The sequence below is a fragment of the Halomonas sp. AOP22-C1-8 genome (assembly GCF_052378905.1).
GTDB classification, from domain to species: Bacteria; Pseudomonadota; Gammaproteobacteria; order Pseudomonadales; family Halomonadaceae; genus Vreelandella; species Vreelandella citrativorans.
On sequence record NZ_JBQSYD010000008.1, the window covers coordinates 19,414 to 36,664 of the forward strand.

Genomic DNA, 17,251 nt, shown 5'->3' on the forward strand with positions numbered 1-17,251 from the left:
CGCTCTTGCAACGGGTACTCCGTGTTAATAAAACCTCATGACTCTTTCTCCTCGATGCAACAAGGCCGTGTCCGTTTAGGCGCCGTGCTGGCCCTGTTGGTGTTTGCCATCGGCTTAGCCTGCGCCTGGTGGATTATCAGCCAGCCGCCACGTATTGAGCGGCGGGCTCCCCCGCCACCCACGCCGCCTGTCGTCAATGTCATGACAGTCGAACAGAGCGCCCTATCGCCTCTACTGAGCGGCTTTGGGCGAGTAGAAGCCGAGCAGACAACCCAGCTGGCCAGCCGCGTGGCAGGTCAGTTGGAACGCTTTGGAGAGGGCGTTTTTCCAGGCCAGGTCGTTGAGGAAGGTGCGCCCGTTGCGTATATCGACCAGGCCGATTTGCGCCTTGCCCTGGAGGACGCCGAGGCCCAGCTAAGCAACGCCCAAGCGCAGGTGGCGCTTGAAAATGCCGAACAGCAGCGCGCCCGTAGTGAGTACGAGTCGTTTGGGCGCCAGCTTTCCGCCGAGCGACGCTCGCTGGTCCTGCGCGAGCCTCAACTTCGCCAGGCCCAGGCTCAACTGACTCAGGCACGTGTAATACGCGACCAGGCAGCGCTCAACCTTGAGCGCGCAACGTTGACCGCCCCGTGGAAGGCGATGGTGCAAGAGCGCTTGGTGGGCGCTGGCAGCCTGCTAAGCCAAGGAACCGAGGTGATTAATCTGGTCGGTGTTGAGCAATTCTGGGTGCGCGCCTCATTGCCCGGCGATGCACTTGAATGGCTGGCGCCGGGTAGTCAGGTCACGATTACCAGCCGGGGCTGGCCAGAAGGCGCTTCGCGGGAAGGCGCACTGATATCGATCTTACCTAATCTGGAAGAGAGCGGACTTCAGGCACAGCTGTTGATTGCGGTGAATGACCCATTGGCGCTGGACACCGATGGTCCCGCGCTGCGCTTGGGCGATGTAATGCGAATAGCCTTCCAAACTCAGGCGCAGGAAGACCTGATTGCCCTGCCCTCAGCGGCGCTACGCCCGGGCGAGCGCGTTTGGTGGGTGGACGATGAAGACCGCCTACACAGCACAACGGTGTCGCTTGCCTATCGGGGTGAAAATGAAGCGCTGGTGCGCAGCGGCCTGGAGGCTGGTCAGCGCGTTGTCACTTCAGGACTTGCCCAACCCCAGGAAGGACAACAGGTTCGCGTTCGCTCGCGCAACGATGCGCCCACCCGTGATGAGGAGAGCAGCTAATGCGTCGCGGCCCGCTTGCCTGGATGATTGACCATGGCGTTGCGCCTAATCTGCTGATGCTGCTGTTTATCGTGGGGGGCCTTATGGCATCGCTCGCGATTAAAAAAGAGGTCTTTCCTGAGTTTGAAATTGAAATTGTTCAGGTCAGCATCAGCTACCCCGGCGCCACGCCAGAAGATGTCGAGCAGAGCCTACTACTTCCCGTTGAAGCGGCGGTATCGAATGTAGAAGGTATTGACGAGCTGACCTCCAGCGCTGGTGAAGGCAGCGGTATGGTCAGCGCGACGCTGATTGACGGCGTCGATGTGATGCGCGTTTATCAGGATATTCAGCAGGCAGTCAATGCCATCACTACCCTACCCAGTGCCGCCGACCCGCCCCGCTTCACGCTAGCGGGCGGCTCGCGCAGTGTGGTCAGCCTTCAGGTTTACGGCTCGGTTGGGCTTGCCGCCCTTCACGACGCCGCCGAGGATGTGCGCGCTGAACTGCAGGCCGCTGAGGGTATTTCACGCGCCGAGCTTTCGGGTAATCGCGAGCGCGAGATCCAGATTCACTTGGATGAAGAAGCTATTGAGCGCTACGGGCTTGATCATCAGCAGCTTGCCAGCCGCATTGGAGCTGAAGCGCTGGACCTGGCAAGTGGCCAACTCACCACGGCTGAAGGCGAGTGGCTGGTGCGCTACCAAGGCCGACGCAACAGCGCCGCCGAGTTTGCCGACCTGCCAATCCTTACCACTGCCCAGGGCACGCCCATTTTGCTGGGTGATATCGCCCGCGTGAGCAACGGCTTTGCCGAAACGGATCGTGAAGAGTTTTACAATGGCGAGCCGGGCCTATCGGTCAACATTTATCAAATTGGCCACCAAACCCCGACCAGCATTTCCGAGGCGGTCTACGGCGAACTGGAGCGCTTGCGAGCGGGGCTACCGCCGGGCGTTAGCCTGGACGTTGCACGCGACAGCTCGGAAATATACGAGGACCGCTTAAGCCTGCTGTTAAAGAATGCCTGGATGGGTCTGGCGCTGGTGATGGTACTCATGGCGCTGTTTCTTGAAGCGCGGCTAGCATTTTGGGTCACGCTGGGTATTCCTACGGCCTTTTTGGGCGCCATGCTGTTTCTGCCCTGGATCGGCGTCTCGCTGAATATGATGTCGATGTTCGCTTTCATTATCGCGCTGGGGATCGTGGTGGATGATGCGATCATGGTGGGCGAAAACATCTACAGCTATCGTGAGGAAGGCTACTCGCTGCGCGATGCGGCGGTCAAAGGGGCAGGTGAAATTGCCGTTCCGCTCACCTTTGCCATTTTGTCGAATATCGTGGCGTTTCTGCCCCTGCTGTTTTTACCCGGCTTTTTGGGCATGCTGTTTGCCACTCTGCCCGTGGTGGTCGTCACGGTGTTTTTGATCTCCTGGGCCGAAGCGCTGTTTATCCTCCCCTCCCACTTGGCACATAGCCGTAAACCGCGTGAAACACCGGCTTGGCAGCGGCCGCTGGAAGCGTTGCGCCAGCGCCTGCAGGGCGGGCTGCATCACTTCACATACCATCAGTTTGAGCCGTTTCTACAACGCGCACTTAATCAACGCTTACTGAGTGTCTCCATCGGTGTTGCGGTGCTGGTGGTAGTGCTGGCATGGTCCATGAGTGGACGGTTGGGCTTTTCACTCATGCCGCGTGCCGAATCCGATCAGGTTCAGGCAACGGTAACGCTGCCGATTGGCACCAACATCAGCGTTAGCCGAGAGCTTAGCCAACAGCTACTGGACGCCGCCCAGCAGCTGAGCGAGCGCGAAGAGACGCTAGCCTTTAGCAGCACGCGCAGCCGCTTGGATGGCGAAGAGCTGCAGGTACGGCTCGATATCGCAAGTAGCAGCCTGGACGCCTGGCCGCCTTCACGTATTGCAGGTGAATGGCGCGAGCTGGCGGGGGATTTAATTGGCGCTCAGTCGGTACGTTTTGAGTCAGATTTTGGCGGCCCCGGCAGCGGCGCTGCGCTTAGCTTGCGCTTATCTCACCCCGACACCCAAGTGCTGGAAGCCGCCGCCGCCCGGTTGGCCGAAGTGCTTGGTGAGTATGAGCTAACCGATATTGACAGCGGGATTGGCGATGGCAAACCTCAGCTTGAAATGCGCCTTTCCGTAGAAGGCCGAGCGCTGGGCCTGACCGGCAGCGACCTGGCCCAGGCACTGCGCGGACCTTTACAGGGCGCCACGGCGGTTGAGCAGTTTGTGGGGCGTAGCGAGATCAGCGTAGAGGTGCGCCTGCCCGAAACCGACCGCGCGAGCTTAAACGAACTTTACCGCATGCCCGTACGCACGCCCGACGGGCTTAGTGTTCCGCTTTCTCGCGTGGCAGACATTACCTTAAGCCAAGCCTCAAGCAGCCTGCAGCGCATAGATGGCAGGCGCATTATCACCGTGACGGCGGATTCAGAGGGCGACCAAACCATTAACCAGGTGCTGGCCACCCTTCAAGAAGACGTGTTCCCAACGCTTACAAACTCTTGGCCGGGGCTTGAGGTCAGCCTGGGCGGCCGCCAGCAAGATACCGCCGACAATCTGGCCGCCCTTCGCACCGCCATGTGGCTGATGCTGGCCGCCCTTTACGCACTGTTGGCGATTCCCTTCAGAAGCTATTTGCAGCCCTTATTGGTGCTTGCGGCCATTCCGTTTGGCGTTGTTGGTGCTGTGGTGGGCCACATGATTATGGGGTTTGGGCTTTCGATTATCAGCCTGCTGGGCATGCTGGCGCTTTCCGGCGTGGTGATTAACGATGCGCTGGTACTGATTGATTACGCCAACCGCAAGCGGCGCGAAGGGATGGCGCCACGCGCTGCCATTGTGGCGGCTGCTACCCGGCGCCTGCGGCCTATCATGATGACCACACTTACCACCTTTCTGGGCCTGGCGCCCATGATTCTGGAAACCTCGCGGCAGGCACGCTTTATGATTCCCATGGCAATCTCGCTGGGTTTTGGCATGATCTTCGCGACGGCCATTTTGCTGATACTGGTGCCCTGCCTTTACCTGGGTCTGGAGAACTGGCGCGAGCGACTTAGCATGCCTCGGCAACCTCTTCAGGAGGGCACTTCCTGATGGCCGTTACCTTGCCCACTTGGCGTCCTTCCCGGCTAGGACTAAAGCTGTTCTCGGCCATACTCAGCGTTAACGTGGCCATTTCCGCCACCATGTTTCTAGCCGTTTCCTACAGTATCGACCGTGGTTTTATCGACTATTTAAACCAGGCCCAGGAACGCCGTGCCATGCTGCTGGCCGATGGTTTGATTACCCGCTGGGAAACCCAGCAGGACTGGCGCTGGCTTGAACACAACCCGGAACGCTGGCCGCATATCGTGCGTTTTGAACTGGGTCAGGAGCATCGTGAACGCCCCTCCCCCTTGGGCGAAGCGCAGGATTTTGCGCTGCGTGCGCCAAACGGTGAGTTTGTGATTCCACCCATGAATGGCCGTATGGGCCCCGGCGATTGGCGCTGGCTCACGCTTCACAGCGACAGCGAGGCCATTGGCTCGTTAGGGTTTCGCCCTCCTCAGCAGATGATGGAGCGCATGGAAAATCGCTTTCTAGAGCTGCAACAGCGCAACCTGGTCATTATTGTTATCTCGATTGGGCTAGCATCGCTGCTGCTGGCCGCCGGGCTCTCGTGGTGGTTAAGCCGACGTACGCGGGCACTGGCTATCGCCACGCGGCGGCTTACCGAAGGCAACTACCATACTCGCCTACCTGAACGTGGTCGGGATGAGCTTGCCCGTTTGGCGCGGGACTTCAACGTACTGGCCGCCACATTGGAAGCCAACCGTGACGCCCGTGCACGCTGGGTCTCCGACACCGCCCACGAACTGCGCACGCCCTTGGCCGTGCTACGTGGTGAAATTGAAGCCATGCAGGACGGCATTCGCCCACTGAATCAGGAAAACCTCAGCTCGCTGGCGCAGGAAGTTGCCCAGCTTGAGCACTTGGTCGCCGATTTACGCCTACTTTCGCAAAGCGATGCTGGCGCGCTTGATATTCATCTGGCCCCCATGAACCTTAGCGACAGCCTGGCCAGCCGCCTTGAAGATGCGGACCGCTGGCTCAATGGCAGCGGCCTTACGCTGACGACGCACATAGCCCCCGGCGTAATGATTCGAGGTGATGCCCAGCGACTGCATCAGCTGTGGAATAATCTGTTGGATAACAGCTGCGCCTACACCGATGCACCGGGCAAACTTCAAGTAACGCTCAACATTGAGCGTGCCCAGGCGGTGATTGTTTGGCAGGATAGCGCACCGGGCGTTCCGGAAAGTGAGCTTTCCCGGCTTACCGAGCGCCTTTACCGTGTTGAAGGGTCACGCAATCGGGCAAGCGGCGGTAGTGGCCTAGGGCTATCCATTGCAAGCGCCTTGGTGATTGCGCATGGTGCAACGCTTGAGGCATCCAATGCGCCGCTAGGCGGGCTTTGCTGGACCTTACGTTTTCCGTTACTGACTTCCCATTAATGACAAGCGAGTCCGCCATGTTCCAAGACGCCCCGCTATTGATTGTTGAGGACGAGCCAAAAATTGCCCGCCTCATGGATGATTATTTAAGCTCCCACGGTTTTAATGTTGCAACGCTGGGTCATGGCGACGATGTAATACCCTGGTTGCAGCAGCACCCCACCACGTTGGTGCTTTTGGATGTCATGCTGCCCGGCAAAGATGGTTTGATGCTCTGCCGGGAAATACGTCAGACGTGGCCTGCTATCGCAATTATTATGGTGACCGCCAAGGTGGAGGAAGTAGACCGACTGCTAGGGTTGGAGTTGGGCGCCGATGACTATATCTGCAAACCTTTCAGCCCCCGCGAAGTAGTCGCCCGCGTGAAAGCGGTACTACGCCGCAGCCAAGCACTTGCCGAACAGGCCCACACCCCTGAGGCAGCGGTTTCAACCCCGGTGACCCTGAATGACGATGGCTGGCAGGCACTAGCCAACGGCCATGACTTGGGCCTCACCGCGGTTGAATTTCAGCTGCTGCGAGTAATGATGCAGTCACCTGGACGAATCTTTAGCCGTGAGCAGCTAATGGACCATATGTACCGAGACAACCGGATTGTTTCTGAACGCACCGTCGACAGCCATATTAAAAAGCTGCGCAAAAAAATCACTGAAGCCCTCCCCGAGCAGGAGATCATTCGTTCGGTGTATGGAGTAGGGTATAAATATCAGCCCGAGGGCTAACCCGCAGGATTAAACATGAAGGCGCTTATAGTAGAAGATAACGACAATTTAGCGCGCTCGATGGCCACAGCACTTAGCGAGGCAGGATTCAACATCACCGTCGCTAACGACGGCGCACACGCACTCCCAATGCTCGTGCAGGGTGGTTTCGATCTGATGGTATTGGATTTGGGCCTGCCTGAATTGGATGGCATTAGCCTTCTACGCAAACTGCGCCATCAGCAGAACACTATCCCCGTGCTGATTATTTCCGCCAGAGACACGCTGGACCAACGCATTTTAGGGCTTGAAGAGGGCGCAGATGACTACCTTTGCAAGCCCTTCTCACTTGATGAAGTAGTAGCCCGAGCCCGGGCACTGGTCCGGCGTGCCAAGCATTTTGGTGGTGAAACACTTAGCTGTGGCCGTCTGGCATTTTTACCCGACGCAATGGAGCTAAGAATTGATGGCCAGCCTGTAACGCTGCACCGTCGAGAGCTGGAAGTAATGGAATATCTGATGATTAATCAAAATCGACTCGTCAGTAAGGACCAGATTATTGATCGACTTTCCACTATGGGCGAGCCGGTCAGTTATGCAGCGGTGGAGACTTATATTTCACGCATCCGCAAGAAAATTGGCTACGACTTCGGCTTGAAAACGGTCCGCGGTTTAGGCTATTACCTAGCCCCCAAAGAAGCCCCCAACCAGGAATCCGACGCTTGATATGCTTGCTATCAAATCGATAAAAAGCCGCCTGCTGCTGTGGATTGGTTTACCGTTTACTGCCCTGGCATTTCTGGCGCTTCTTTCAAGCTATCTATTGCTGACACGCCAGATTAACGAAACCTTCGACGATATGCTGCTCAATGCCGCCGAGCGCTTGGAAAGACGCATCTACACGGTAGACGGCGCGCTACGCATTAATATGCACTATTTTAGTATTAGCACCCTAGGTAGTCGTGGTGAAGGCAAAATATTCTATCGGATGCAGGAAGTAGACGGCGATATGATTGCTGGCTTTCAAGGCTTGGGCGACCCGCCTACTGACCTCTCTGAGCCGGTTTTTTACGACGTGACGTACGCGGGCAACGAGCTACGCGCCGTCGCCCTGACGTTTCCTTTTAGCCGGGGCCGCGAGAACATCAATATTGAAGTGATCGTTGCGGAGTCCAAAGAGGCGCGCTACACGCTTACCAATGACTTTATGGTGACACTCACCGGGTTGACGATTGTTGCCGGAATTCTTGCTATCACCATCGCTCTACTGGCGATCTATCGTGGATTAGCCCCGCTTAATACCGTAAGCCAAGCGCTTCGCCGCCGCTCTTCTCATGACCTTCAGCCGCTTGAAGACGACGCTCCAAAAGAGATTCGCCCACTGATTCTCAGCATTAACCAGCTGATGCTACGTATCCGTCGCAGCATTGAGAGTACACAGCAATTAAATGCCGATGTGTCCCATCAGTTGCGAACGCCCATTTCTGAAATACGTGCGCTAACCGAAATCTCGCTAAAAACGACCCAGGAATCGGCCGTTCGAGCCAACCTTATTGAAATACAGCGTATCTCGGAACATGCCAGCCATACGGTCCAACAGCTTTTGAAATATGCCAAGACCCGCAGCGAGCTGATGGATGAGGCCCATCTTGAAGCCGTCGATCTGGTGGCAATATGCCAGGATGGCTGCGCGCAAACAGCAACCAGCATCTATCAGAAAGGCCAGGAGCTGTCGTTCGATCAGCCTCATACCATTTCCAAAGTGCTGGGCGATCCGATCATGCTGCTCTGGCTGGTGATTAACCTGATTGAGAATGCCAGCCTGCACGCGGGAGGCGCTGAAGCCTATCAGGGTCCAATCGATATCGCCCTAACAACGCAGCAGCAACAGGTAATATTGACGGTGAGCGACCAGGGAGTCGGCGTGGAAGAGGCGCAACTTGGCAAGCTGACCGAGCGCTTTTCCCGCCACAATCCGCACGCGCCCGGTAGCGGTTTAGGCTTGGCTATTGTGGAGCAGATCGCCACCGCCCACGCCGCTCTCCTCTCTTTTAATAACCGACCACAAGGCGGTTTCGCCGTGACGGTGGCGTTTCCCGCTATGCAGCCGCCTGCTTTGCAATACGAATGACCAGCGGGGTCATAAAGATCAGCAGTAACAGGCGCAAGACATGGTGCGACACTACATACACCGGGTCGATATCCATCACCATGGCGATGACGGCCATCTCCCCGACGCCGCCGGGAATCAGCGCCAGCAACACCGCCACAAAAGAAAGCTGGGTCATGCTGGCGACCAGCCAAGCTATGAGCGCTGCGACAATCAGGGCAAACAGTGCATACACCATCCCAAACCGCCCCACGCTGACTACCTGAGACCAGTGGGTTCCTGAGAAACGCGCGCCGACCGAAGAGCCGAGCACCAAAAAGGCCGTGAACACCGTCCAGGTGGGCAGCGAGTAATCCATCCCCAGGTTCGCGATGATGGCGCCTGCGGCCATCGGGCCTAAAAACTCCGGAATGGGAATGCGCAGCAAGCGGGCAAGCCACCAGCAAAGCGGGACCAATAACAGCGGCAGCGCATCCATCAGCGAGAGCGATACGGGCGAGCTTTGCAGCGTGACATCATCCACAAAGAAGCTTGCCAATAGTGCCGCCCCGGATACCACGGTGACCAGACGCAGCGAGTGCGCGATAGCGATCCAGCGCACATCGCCATTGGCGCGCTCAGCAAGCACTAGGGCTGAATTCATGCTCCCTGGGTAGGCGCAGAACATCGCATCCATGGGCCCTACGTTGGCGCGGGTAAAGATAAAGTACCCGCCCACCAGCATAAGCCCCATATAGACCAGCATTGCCAATACACTTGGGTACCACTGCACCAGACTGACCAGTTCACTGGCCTGAATGCGGCTCCCGATAAAGAGTCCCAGCAGGGCAATAGCCACACGGTGCAAGCGCTTATCAACGCCGGTTTTAACACCGCCAAGCGATACCGCCATTACCATAAAAAGTGCGCCCAGCATCCAGGCCAGGGGCAATGAAAAAAGGGTGGCAATAACGCCACCCAAGCAACCCAAGACTAACGTTTTCAGCGTTTTTTTTGCCATTATGTTACGCCTGTTTGGCCGCACGCCAGGCACTAAAGCGCGCCATTAACGGCTGGCTAAACAGTGAAATCAATAGAAGTCCTAGAATCCCCAAGGTCACCGGGCGCTCGAAGACATAGGTGATATCCCCGCCGCTGATTTGATACGAATGGAGCAGTGATTTCTCCGCCAGCGAGCCCAGCAGCATACCGATAACGGCGGCAGGCACCGAGTAGCCATAATGGCGAAAGATCCAACCAATCACTGCAAATACCAGCACAGTGACGGGGCCGGTCATATTGCCGGTCAAGCCAAATGATCCCATAACCGCGAGTACCAGTACCGAGGGAATCAGGTAGCGCATGGGTACTTTGACGATGTTGGCCAACAGCGGGATAAACAGCAGACCCACGACCACCAGAAGAAATACCTGGGCGAAGTTGGCAAAAATGATCGCGTAGACCACATCGGTTTGCTGACGAATAAACTGCGGCCCGCCGGTGATGTTATGCATGGCAAACGCAGCCAACATTACCGCCGTTGCACCACCGCCGGGAATGCCAAGCGCCAGCAGAGTAGCCATTGAGCCGCCTTCAGAGCTGCTGTTAGCGGCTTCTGATGCCACCACGCCCTTCGGGTTACCCTTGCCAAACGAGTCAGGATCTTTATCACGACGCTTGGTTTCAATATAGGAAAGCAAGTTGGAAACCGAGGAGCCAACGCCAGGCACGGCCCCTACTAACACACCTATCAAACCACCACGAATCATCACAACCGGATAGCGCATTGCCATCTTACAGCCTTCAAATATCTCGCTGATTTTCACCTTACGCGAATCGGCGGATTCAACGATGAAGCCTTTGTTGGCAAGCTTGAAAAGTTCTGAGGCCGCAAACATGCCCATCATGGCAGGAATAACCGGAATACCATCAAGCAGATACGTTTGCCCCATGGTGCCACGCGCCAGACCAATTTCACTAAACCCAATGGTTCCCACCAAGAGGCCGACAAAGCCCGCCACCAAGCCTTTAAGTACCTGCTCGCCCTTCAGGCTCGCAATCAGCGTCATGCCCCACAGGATGACCACAAACATTTCGGAAGGGCCGAGCCTCAGCACCAGATAGGAGAGCGGCTGAATCATGAAAAACAGAACGAGATAACCCATCAGCGCGCCCACCACGGAGGCGGCCAACGCCACGCCCAGCGCCTGGTTGTGCTGCCCCTTGCGCGACATCGGGTAGCCATCAAAGGCGGTGGCAATGGCCGATGAAGTACCCGGGATATTCATCAAAATGGCAGGAATACCCGCGCCGAACGAACCGCCGGTAAAAATAGCGGTTAAGAACAGCATGGCCTGAATGAAATCCATGTACATGGTCATGGGCAGGAAGATCGCCATGGCCATGGAAATCTGCAGCCCCGGCGTTGCGCCAAAGATTAGCCCCAACACAATGCCGGGTATTACCACGAGCCAGGGGCCAAAATTAGAAAAGAGCAGGTCCAGACCCTGCTGTACTGCGCCAAAATCAATCATATTGCCTCCTTAACTGGGTAGCAGTAGCAGCGTCATGGGATAGGGCAGCATCTGGGAGAAGAAGAACGCCACGGCGAACCCGAACGCTGCGCTAAAGCCCACCACCGCTAACCAGTTACGCTCACCTTTGAGGATCAAAAAGAGCGCGATGAACAGCACGGTCGCCACATCAAAACCGAGCGTTTCGAGCGATAACACATAGGCACCAAACAGAACTACGACGGGCAGCGTTTGATGTAACGGTTCCTCGTCGGCAGCGATGCTGAATAGCGTCCCTTGCTTTAGGCGTAGCGCCAGCTCAATGGCAATAATCGACAGGACAACGACTGAAAGCGGCAGTATCAGGAGCAAATTCTGGGGTTGTGCCGAGACGCTGATCGCATCCAGCAAATACCACAACGTAAAGGAAGCCAGACCGATGAGAACTAAAAAGTCCCCATAGTCACGTTTCTGTGCAGACATGGTTCAACTCCAGGCTGGCCACATGAAAGTTGACCAGCCATGACAGGAAGATCAGTTAAGCAGGTGTGCGTACTTTTCAAACACAGCGTAGTTTTCGCGCATCAGCTCGTTGGCGCGCTCGGGCCCAATCCAAACACCCCCCATTTCATTACGCTCGAGGTGCTCTTGAACGTCTTTACGGGCCAGCGCGCTCTGGATGGCTGAAGCAAGTGCTTCAAAGCGCTCAGGATGCTGACGCTCAACTTCGCTAGTGACCGCAAAACCACGCATCGAGCCCTGCAGTACCGGAACTTCTACGTCCATCGGTGCCAGCGCTTCGTTGATCGTGGGGGCATCCCACTGGTCGATGCGCTCGTCACTCACGATGGCAAGCGGCGTCAAGAACTCACGAATTCCCTCACTACCCTGTGCACTGATAGAAACGAAATCCACCTGACCACCAGCCACCGCTGAGCGGGCTTCACCACCGCTGTTGTACGTCACGAGGTTAAGGTTTTCTTGAGGAATACCTGCTTCTTCCAGCAGCAGACGGATCATCAGGTGACCGGCTGAGCCTTGAACCACCGCGCCACGCACCTGGCCGCGCTCTTCGCGAATCGCTTCCAGCAACGAAGGAAGATCTTCGTATCCGCTATCTTTATTGGCGGCGATCAGATCCAGGTCGAACCACTGAAAGTTGATATACGAAAAATCATCAACACTAAAGTTGGCACCACCGGTCAGAATCGAGTTGGCTAGGTAAGGAGCAAAGGTTGAGGCATAGGTGGTGTATCCATCGTCCGGCATGTTCAGCACGTAGTTGGATGCGACCTGAGTTCCTGCGCCTGGACGGTTAGTCACTTGCACTGGCACGCCAATCTCTTCAGCGATATAGCCTGACATAATACGCGCCAAACGGTCAGCACTACCGCCGGTACCAAAGCCGACGACCATATTGACCGGGCGCTCAGGATAATCATCTGCCGCAGCGGTAGGCATGATTAACGCGAGTGACGCGGCAACAACCGTGGCACCAGCGAGTAGTGATTTCATATTGAAGCTAAACGGAGCACAGATTTTCTTGGGCATAGCGAGTTCTCTTTTTTATAGAATTATAAAGTCTTCAAACAGGCTACTGCCTGCGGAGGACAAAGCTATCCCACAAACCTTTCACCAACCTTGCATGACGCAAAAAGCCAACTAAAGTCTAACCATATAACTGCTATACGTCAGATATCCCCCCGCCGCATCATCACCGTTATTGCACACTCCGTGCATACGGTTTGCACTCCCCCGCTCGATACTGACATTGTCAACTTACCAAGAGGTACGTTATGAAAATGTCATTACGCCAAGTGTTTGCCCCGGCTCTGCTGGCTATCGCGCTAACCCCACTTGCTGTGGTTGCACAGGCAGACCAGCATGAAGGTCGTCATTCAGGCGCTGACCGCGAAACCTTCTCGCAGCGCATGGAAGAGCGCCGCCATGAAGTGTACGACCGCGCCGGTTTGAACGAGGAACAGCAAACGGCCCTCAACGAGCTAAACGCAGAGCACTTCCAAGCCATGCAGGCGTTGCGTAAAGAGCACCAGGATAAAGTTGCGGATATTCTTTCCGAAGAGGAGCGTGAATCTTTAAAGAACGCCATGAAAGAAATGCGTGACGAGCACCACAGGGATGGTAGAGGCCACGGTAGACACGGCCCGCGCGTTCAGCATGAAGACGCTACGGAAACCGCTAGCGAGTAAGCGCTTTTTTACTGTTAAGTCTTGTCAAGACGCCCGGCTTTTGCCGGGCGTTTTTGTATGCGCGCCTTGCCAAAACCTCACCTACCATTTCCTATCACTATCAAGACTGATTTGTAGTAAGCGCTTAAACAGCGTATTTTATATTGAACGTTCATTCAAAATAAAATGTTTCATCACTTGTCTCAACCAATGGAGTCCGCCTGCATGGCGAAAGACAACCCCTCCCTGCCCTCTCGCGACCGCCTCAACCCCGTGGTTTTTCATGGCAGTATGGCCGGCATATTGATATTTCTGGTGCTCACCCTGCTGTTTACCCAACAAGCCGGTGCATTTTTTAATGCAGCGCTTGCCTGGGTCAGCACCACCTTTGGCTGGTACTACATGCTGGCGATTGTGGCCTATCTGGTCTTTGTCGTGGTGATTGGCATGTCGCGGTTTGGCAGCATTCGCCTGGGCCCCGATCATTCGCGGCCTGAGTTTTCATTGCTTTCCTGGTCTGCGATGTTGTTCGCTGCAGGTATCGGCATTGATTTGCTGTTTTTCAGCGTGGCTGAACCGATTTCTCACTACCTGGCACCGCCCGACCTGACACCCGAAAGCCAGGCTGCGATGCGTAACGCCGTCGTTCAAACCTATCTGCACTGGGGGCTCTCCGGCTGGGGGCTGTACGTGTTGATGGGTATGGCGCTGGCCTACTTCAGCTATCGCCACCGTTTGCCGCTAGCCATTCGCAGCGCGCTCTACCCGCTTCTGGGCAAGCGTATTTATGGGCCTATCGGTAACGCGGTGGATATCACGGCGGTGGTTTCTACCGTATTTGGTATTGCCACCAGCCTCGGCATTGGGGTCATTCAGCTTAACTACGGGCTGGCCTACATGTTCGATGTACCGGAAACGATTACGGTACAAATTCTTTTGATTGTCCTGGTGGTCATACTGGCAACCATTTCCGTGGTTACCGGGGTCGAAAAGGGTATCCGCCGCTTATCCGAGTTTAATATGCTGCTGGCACTCTGCCTGATGCTGTTCATACTGTTTTCAGGCGACACGCTGACACTGCTCGATAAGGTAGTTAACAACGCCGGTGACTATCTTTCCGGCTTTGTGGCGGCAAGCTTTGACACGCACGCCTTTACCGATGATGGCGCCCAGGAGTGGAAGATGGGCTGGACGATCTTCTTCTGGGGTTGGTGGATCGCCTGGACACCGTTTGTGGGTCTTTTCCTGGCGCGTATTTCTCGTGGTCGCACCATTCGCCAGTTTGTCGCCGGTGCGCTGTTTATACCGCTTGCCTTCATTATGGTATGGATGTCGGTATTGGGTAATAGCGGTATTGAGCTGGTCGCCAACCAGGGCGTGGCAGCACTCGGCGAGCAGGCGCTTAATACACCGCAAACTACGATTTACACCCTACTTGAGTACTATCCTTACGCAGCCATCACGGCAGCGGTTGTCACGATCCTGGGCGTTGTGTTCTTTATTACCTCCGCTGACTCCGGCGCGCTGGTGCTGGCTAACTTTACGTCTATCTTAAGTGACGTTAACCACGATGCGCCCATCAAGCTGCGCATTTTCTGGTCGGCCGTGATTGGCCTGATCACCATTGCTCTACTGATGGCCGGTGGGCTTAACGCTCTGCAAAGCGCAGTAGTGATTACCGCGCTACCCTTCTCGGTGGTAATTTTTGCGGTCATGGTGGGGATGTACAAGGCGCTAAAACTTGAAGGCAACAAGGCCGATGCACGCCGCGCCATTACCGGCAGCGCTCCAGGCGGCGATTGGAAGGAGCGCCTGGACCGCGCCCTGGACACATCCAACCGAGCTGGCGCTGCTGCAACCATCAAGCACTCGATTCGCCCAGCCATGACTCAGTTTGCCCAAGAGCTTGAAAGCCGTGGCCAGCCCGCCAATGTGAGTGAAGAGCAGTTGGAAGGCGAGCCGCTCCCCAGGCTAACGCTGCAGGTGGATTTTGGCGATGCCACCAGCTTTGTCTATCAGGTGTATCCACACCGGATGCGCACACCGAGCTTTATTGAAGCCGACGATGACTTCTATGTGCGCCTGGATGTCTATCTGGCTGAAGGCGGGCTGGATAAAGACCTGAACGGTTATACCCGTGGCCAGGCGATTGGCGACCTGGTAGGCGAGTACGAGCGCCACCTGCACTTTTTGACCCTGGCAGGCCAGGAACGCGGCACCGTACAACCCATGCCTGGCAGCATCGGCGAACCGCCGGAGAATGCACAGCTGTAACCGTGATCGCATTTACCCAAAAGACGAATCCCGGCCTATGTGCCGGGATTTTTGTGCCTAATCGTTCGGGCCTCGCACCCCCGAGGCTGAGAATCAACAGCAGAGAAGGTGTAACCCATTATTCGTCGCAAGCGGGTTGTCAATTAGAGCGTCAGAGGGACAGATAATACCGCTCGGCACCATGCCGAGCGGGGGAACGGGCGCGGATTAGAAAAAACCGAGCGGATTGATGTCGTAGCTGACCAGCAGGTTCTTGGTTTGCTGATAGTGCTCAAGCGCCACCTTGTGGGTTTCACGGCCAACGCCGGACTTCTTGTAGCCACCAAATGCCGCATGGGCGGGATATTGGTGGTAGCAGTTGGTCCATACGCGACCAGCCTGAATGCCCCGACCCATGCGAAAGGCGACGTTAATATCCCGGCTCCATACACCTGCCCCCAAGCCAAACTCGGTGTCGTTGGCGATCGCCAGCGCTTCCTCTTCATCCTTAAAGGTGGTGACCGCCACCACCGGGCCAAAGATCTCCTCCTGGAAGACGCGCATCTTGTTGTCGCCTTTCAGTAGCGTCGGCTGGATGTAGTAACCCTTGTCGTAGCCGGGGTCGAAGCTTTCTTTATCTCCACCGGTCAGAAATTCAGCACCTTCCTCACGGGCGATATCCATGTACGACATGATCTTGTCGTACTGCTCTTGAGAGGCTTGAGCGCCTACTTGCACGTCGGTATCCAAGGGGTTGCCACGCTTAATAGTCTTGGTGCGCTCAAGCACCTTGGCCATAAATTCTTCGTACATGCTCTCTTGAATCAGTGCACGTGAGGGGCAGGTACACACTTCGCCCTGGTTAAAGAAGGCCAGCACCAGGCCCTCTACTGCTTTATCGATGAACGTCGGCTCGGCGCTCATGATATCGGCAAAGTAGATGTTGGGTGATTTACCGCCCAGCTCCACGGTGGAAGGAATAATGTTTTCAGCGGCGCACTTAAGAATATGTGACCCCACCGGCGTGGAACCGGTAAAGGCGATTTTGGCGATACGTTTGCTACTGGCCAGTGCCTGGCCGGCTTCTGCACCGAAACCATTGACGATATTAACCACACCCGGCGGCAGCAAATCACCAATCAATCCCATCAGCACCAGCAAAGACGCGGGCGTTTGTTCAGCGGGTTTAAGTACTACGCAATTACCGGCGGCAAGCGCGGGGGCCAGCTTCCAAACAGCCATTAAAATAGGGAAGTTCCAGGGGATGATCTGCCCCACCACGCCCAGCGGCTCATGAAAATGATAAGACACGGTGTTGGCGTCAATATCGGCAGCGGAGCCTTCCTGCGCCCGAATGCAGCCTGCAAAGTAGCGGAAGTGATCAACCGCCAAAGGAATATCAGCATTCAGGGTTTCACGCACGGCCTTGCCGTTATCCCAGGTTTCTGCCACGGCCAACTTTTCAATGTTCTGTTCAATGCGATCAGCAATTTTTAGCAGGGTATTGCTGCGCTCAGCGGCAGAGGTTTTCCCCCAAGCAGGTGCAGCCTTATGGGCGGCATCCAGGGCTTTATCGATATCGTCAGCAGTAGAGCGCGGAATTTCGCAGAAGACCTGACCATTTACAGGGCTAATGTTATCGAAATACTGCCCATTAACGGGCGGTACAAACTCACCTCCGATGTAATTGCCATAGCGTTTTTCAAACGAGACGACGGACCCATTATCACCCGGATTGGCATAAATCATGAGAAGGCTCCTGAGGATTATGATTATTAAAC

Annotated in this window: 13 protein-coding genes; 8 read left to right on the forward strand and 5 right to left on the reverse strand. The window is 55.9% G+C overall.

What is annotated here, in order from left to right:
- Window positions 1-54 precede the first annotated feature (54 nt).
- Genes ACT3TY_RS06175 through ACT3TY_RS06200 form a run of 6 tightly spaced genes read left to right on the forward strand, consistent with a single transcriptional unit; the run spans window position 55 to window position 8,557 of the window.
- The gene (locus ACT3TY_RS06175) at window positions 55-1,230 is read left to right on the forward strand and encodes an efflux RND transporter periplasmic adaptor subunit (protein ID WP_172117569.1); all 1,176 of its coding nucleotides are present in this window, start codon (window positions 55-57) and stop codon (window positions 1,228-1,230) included.
- A complete protein-coding gene (locus ACT3TY_RS06180; RefSeq protein ID WP_444627674.1) occupies window positions 1,230-4,325 on the forward strand; it encodes an efflux RND transporter permease subunit in 3,096 nt (1,031 codons plus the stop codon). The genes ACT3TY_RS06175 and ACT3TY_RS06180 overlap by 1 nt, the downstream gene beginning before the upstream one ends.
- Complete coding sequence (locus ACT3TY_RS06185) at window positions 4,325-5,725, forward strand: ATP-binding protein (RefSeq protein ID WP_193057164.1); 1,401 nt, start codon at window positions 4,325-4,327, stop codon at window positions 5,723-5,725. The genes ACT3TY_RS06180 and ACT3TY_RS06185 overlap by 1 nt, the downstream gene beginning before the upstream one ends.
- Window positions 5,726-5,742: 17 nt before the next feature.
- On the forward strand, window positions 5,743-6,447 hold the full coding sequence (locus tag ACT3TY_RS06190; RefSeq protein WP_193057163.1) for a response regulator: 705 nt from the start codon (window positions 5,743-5,745) through the stop codon (window positions 6,445-6,447).
- A 15-nt stretch (window positions 6,448-6,462) separates the two neighbouring features.
- Window positions 6,463-7,152: a response regulator transcription factor gene (locus ACT3TY_RS06195; protein ID WP_193057162.1), complete on the forward strand. Its 690-nt coding sequence runs from the start codon at window positions 6,463-6,465 to the stop codon at window positions 7,150-7,152.
- A 1-nt stretch (window position 7,153) separates the two neighbouring features.
- Entirely contained in the window at window positions 7,154-8,557 is a 1,404-nt protein-coding gene (locus ACT3TY_RS06200; RefSeq protein ID WP_193057161.1) for a sensor histidine kinase, read from the forward strand.
- On the opposite strand, the gene ACT3TY_RS06205 is transcribed toward ACT3TY_RS06200, so the two are convergent.
- The 4 genes from ACT3TY_RS06205 to ACT3TY_RS06220 are packed head-to-tail and all read right to left on the reverse strand — an operon-like array spanning window position 8,526 to window position 12,579.
- The gene (locus ACT3TY_RS06205) at window positions 8,526-9,536 is read right to left on the reverse strand and encodes an AbrB family transcriptional regulator (protein WP_193057160.1); all 1,011 of its coding nucleotides are present in this window, start codon (window positions 9,534-9,536) and stop codon (window positions 8,526-8,528) included. The two genes, ACT3TY_RS06200 and ACT3TY_RS06205, sit on opposite strands and share 32 nt — an antisense overlap.
- Before the next feature lie 4 nt (window positions 9,537-9,540).
- Window positions 9,541-11,049, reverse strand: a complete 1,509-nt coding sequence (locus ACT3TY_RS06210) for a tripartite tricarboxylate transporter permease (RefSeq protein ID WP_444621532.1) — start codon at window positions 11,047-11,049, stop codon at window positions 9,541-9,543.
- A 9-nt stretch (window positions 11,050-11,058) separates the two neighbouring features.
- Window positions 11,059-11,511 carry a tripartite tricarboxylate transporter TctB family protein gene (locus ACT3TY_RS06215; RefSeq protein ID WP_444627675.1) on the reverse strand — a complete coding sequence of 151 codons (453 nt, stop codon included), beginning with the start codon at window positions 11,509-11,511 and terminating at the stop codon, window positions 11,059-11,061.
- Between the two features lie 51 nt (window positions 11,512-11,562).
- Window positions 11,563-12,579, reverse strand: coding sequence for a Bug family tripartite tricarboxylate transporter substrate binding protein (locus ACT3TY_RS06220; protein ID WP_193057157.1), 1,017 nt, complete (start codon window positions 12,577-12,579; stop codon window positions 11,563-11,565).
- Window positions 12,580-12,824: 245 nt separating this feature from the next.
- Here ACT3TY_RS06220 and ACT3TY_RS06225 point away from each other — a divergent pair, with 245 nt between their 5' ends.
- Together ACT3TY_RS06225 and betT are read left to right on the forward strand one after the other, a co-directional pair.
- Window positions 12,825-13,238, forward strand: a complete 414-nt coding sequence (locus ACT3TY_RS06225) for a hypothetical protein (RefSeq protein ID WP_193057156.1) — start codon at window positions 12,825-12,827, stop codon at window positions 13,236-13,238.
- A gap of 204 nt (window positions 13,239-13,442) precedes the next feature.
- Window positions 13,443-15,491 (forward strand): choline BCCT transporter BetT, encoded by a 2,049-nt coding sequence (gene betT / locus ACT3TY_RS06230; protein WP_193057155.1) that lies wholly within the window; start codon window positions 13,443-13,445, stop codon window positions 15,489-15,491.
- Window positions 15,492-15,698: 207 nt separating this feature from the next.
- Here the strand turns inward: betT and exaC are convergent, their stop codons facing one another.
- Window positions 15,699-17,219 (reverse strand): acetaldehyde dehydrogenase ExaC, encoded by a 1,521-nt coding sequence (exaC, locus tag ACT3TY_RS06235; RefSeq protein WP_444621531.1) that lies wholly within the window; start codon window positions 17,217-17,219, stop codon window positions 15,699-15,701.
- Between the last annotated feature and the right edge of the window lie 32 nt (window positions 17,220-17,251).

Coding starts and splice junctions, on each gene's coding strand:
- ACT3TY_RS06175 (WP_172117569.1), top strand. CDS start 55: ATGCAACAAGGCCGTGTCCGTTTAGGCGCCGTGCTGGCCCTGTTGGTG.
- ACT3TY_RS06180 (WP_444627674.1), top strand. CDS start 1,230: ATGCGTCGCGGCCCGCTTGCCTGGATGATTGACCATGGCGTTGCGCCT.
- ACT3TY_RS06185 (WP_193057164.1), top strand. CDS start 4,325: ATGGCCGTTACCTTGCCCACTTGGCGTCCTTCCCGGCTAGGACTAAAG.
- ACT3TY_RS06190 (WP_193057163.1), top strand. CDS start 5,743: ATGTTCCAAGACGCCCCGCTATTGATTGTTGAGGACGAGCCAAAAATT.
- ACT3TY_RS06195 (WP_193057162.1), top strand. CDS start 6,463: ATGAAGGCGCTTATAGTAGAAGATAACGACAATTTAGCGCGCTCGATG.
- ACT3TY_RS06200 (WP_193057161.1), top strand. CDS start 7,154: ATGCTTGCTATCAAATCGATAAAAAGCCGCCTGCTGCTGTGGATTGGT.
- ACT3TY_RS06205 (WP_193057160.1), bottom strand. CDS start 9,536: ATGGCAAAAAAAACGCTGAAAACGTTAGTCTTGGGTTGCTTGGGTGGC.
- ACT3TY_RS06210 (WP_444621532.1), bottom strand. CDS start 11,049: ATGATTGATTTTGGCGCAGTACAGCAGGGTCTGGACCTGCTCTTTTCT.
- ACT3TY_RS06215 (WP_444627675.1), bottom strand. CDS start 11,511: ATGTCTGCACAGAAACGTGACTATGGGGACTTTTTAGTTCTCATCGGT.
- ACT3TY_RS06220 (WP_193057157.1), bottom strand. CDS start 12,579: ATGCCCAAGAAAATCTGTGCTCCGTTTAGCTTCAATATGAAATCACTA.
- ACT3TY_RS06225 (WP_193057156.1), top strand. CDS start 12,825: ATGAAAATGTCATTACGCCAAGTGTTTGCCCCGGCTCTGCTGGCTATC.
- betT (WP_193057155.1), top strand. CDS start 13,443: ATGGCGAAAGACAACCCCTCCCTGCCCTCTCGCGACCGCCTCAACCCC.
- exaC (WP_444621531.1), bottom strand. CDS start 17,219: ATGATTTATGCCAATCCGGGTGATAATGGGTCCGTCGTCTCGTTTGAA.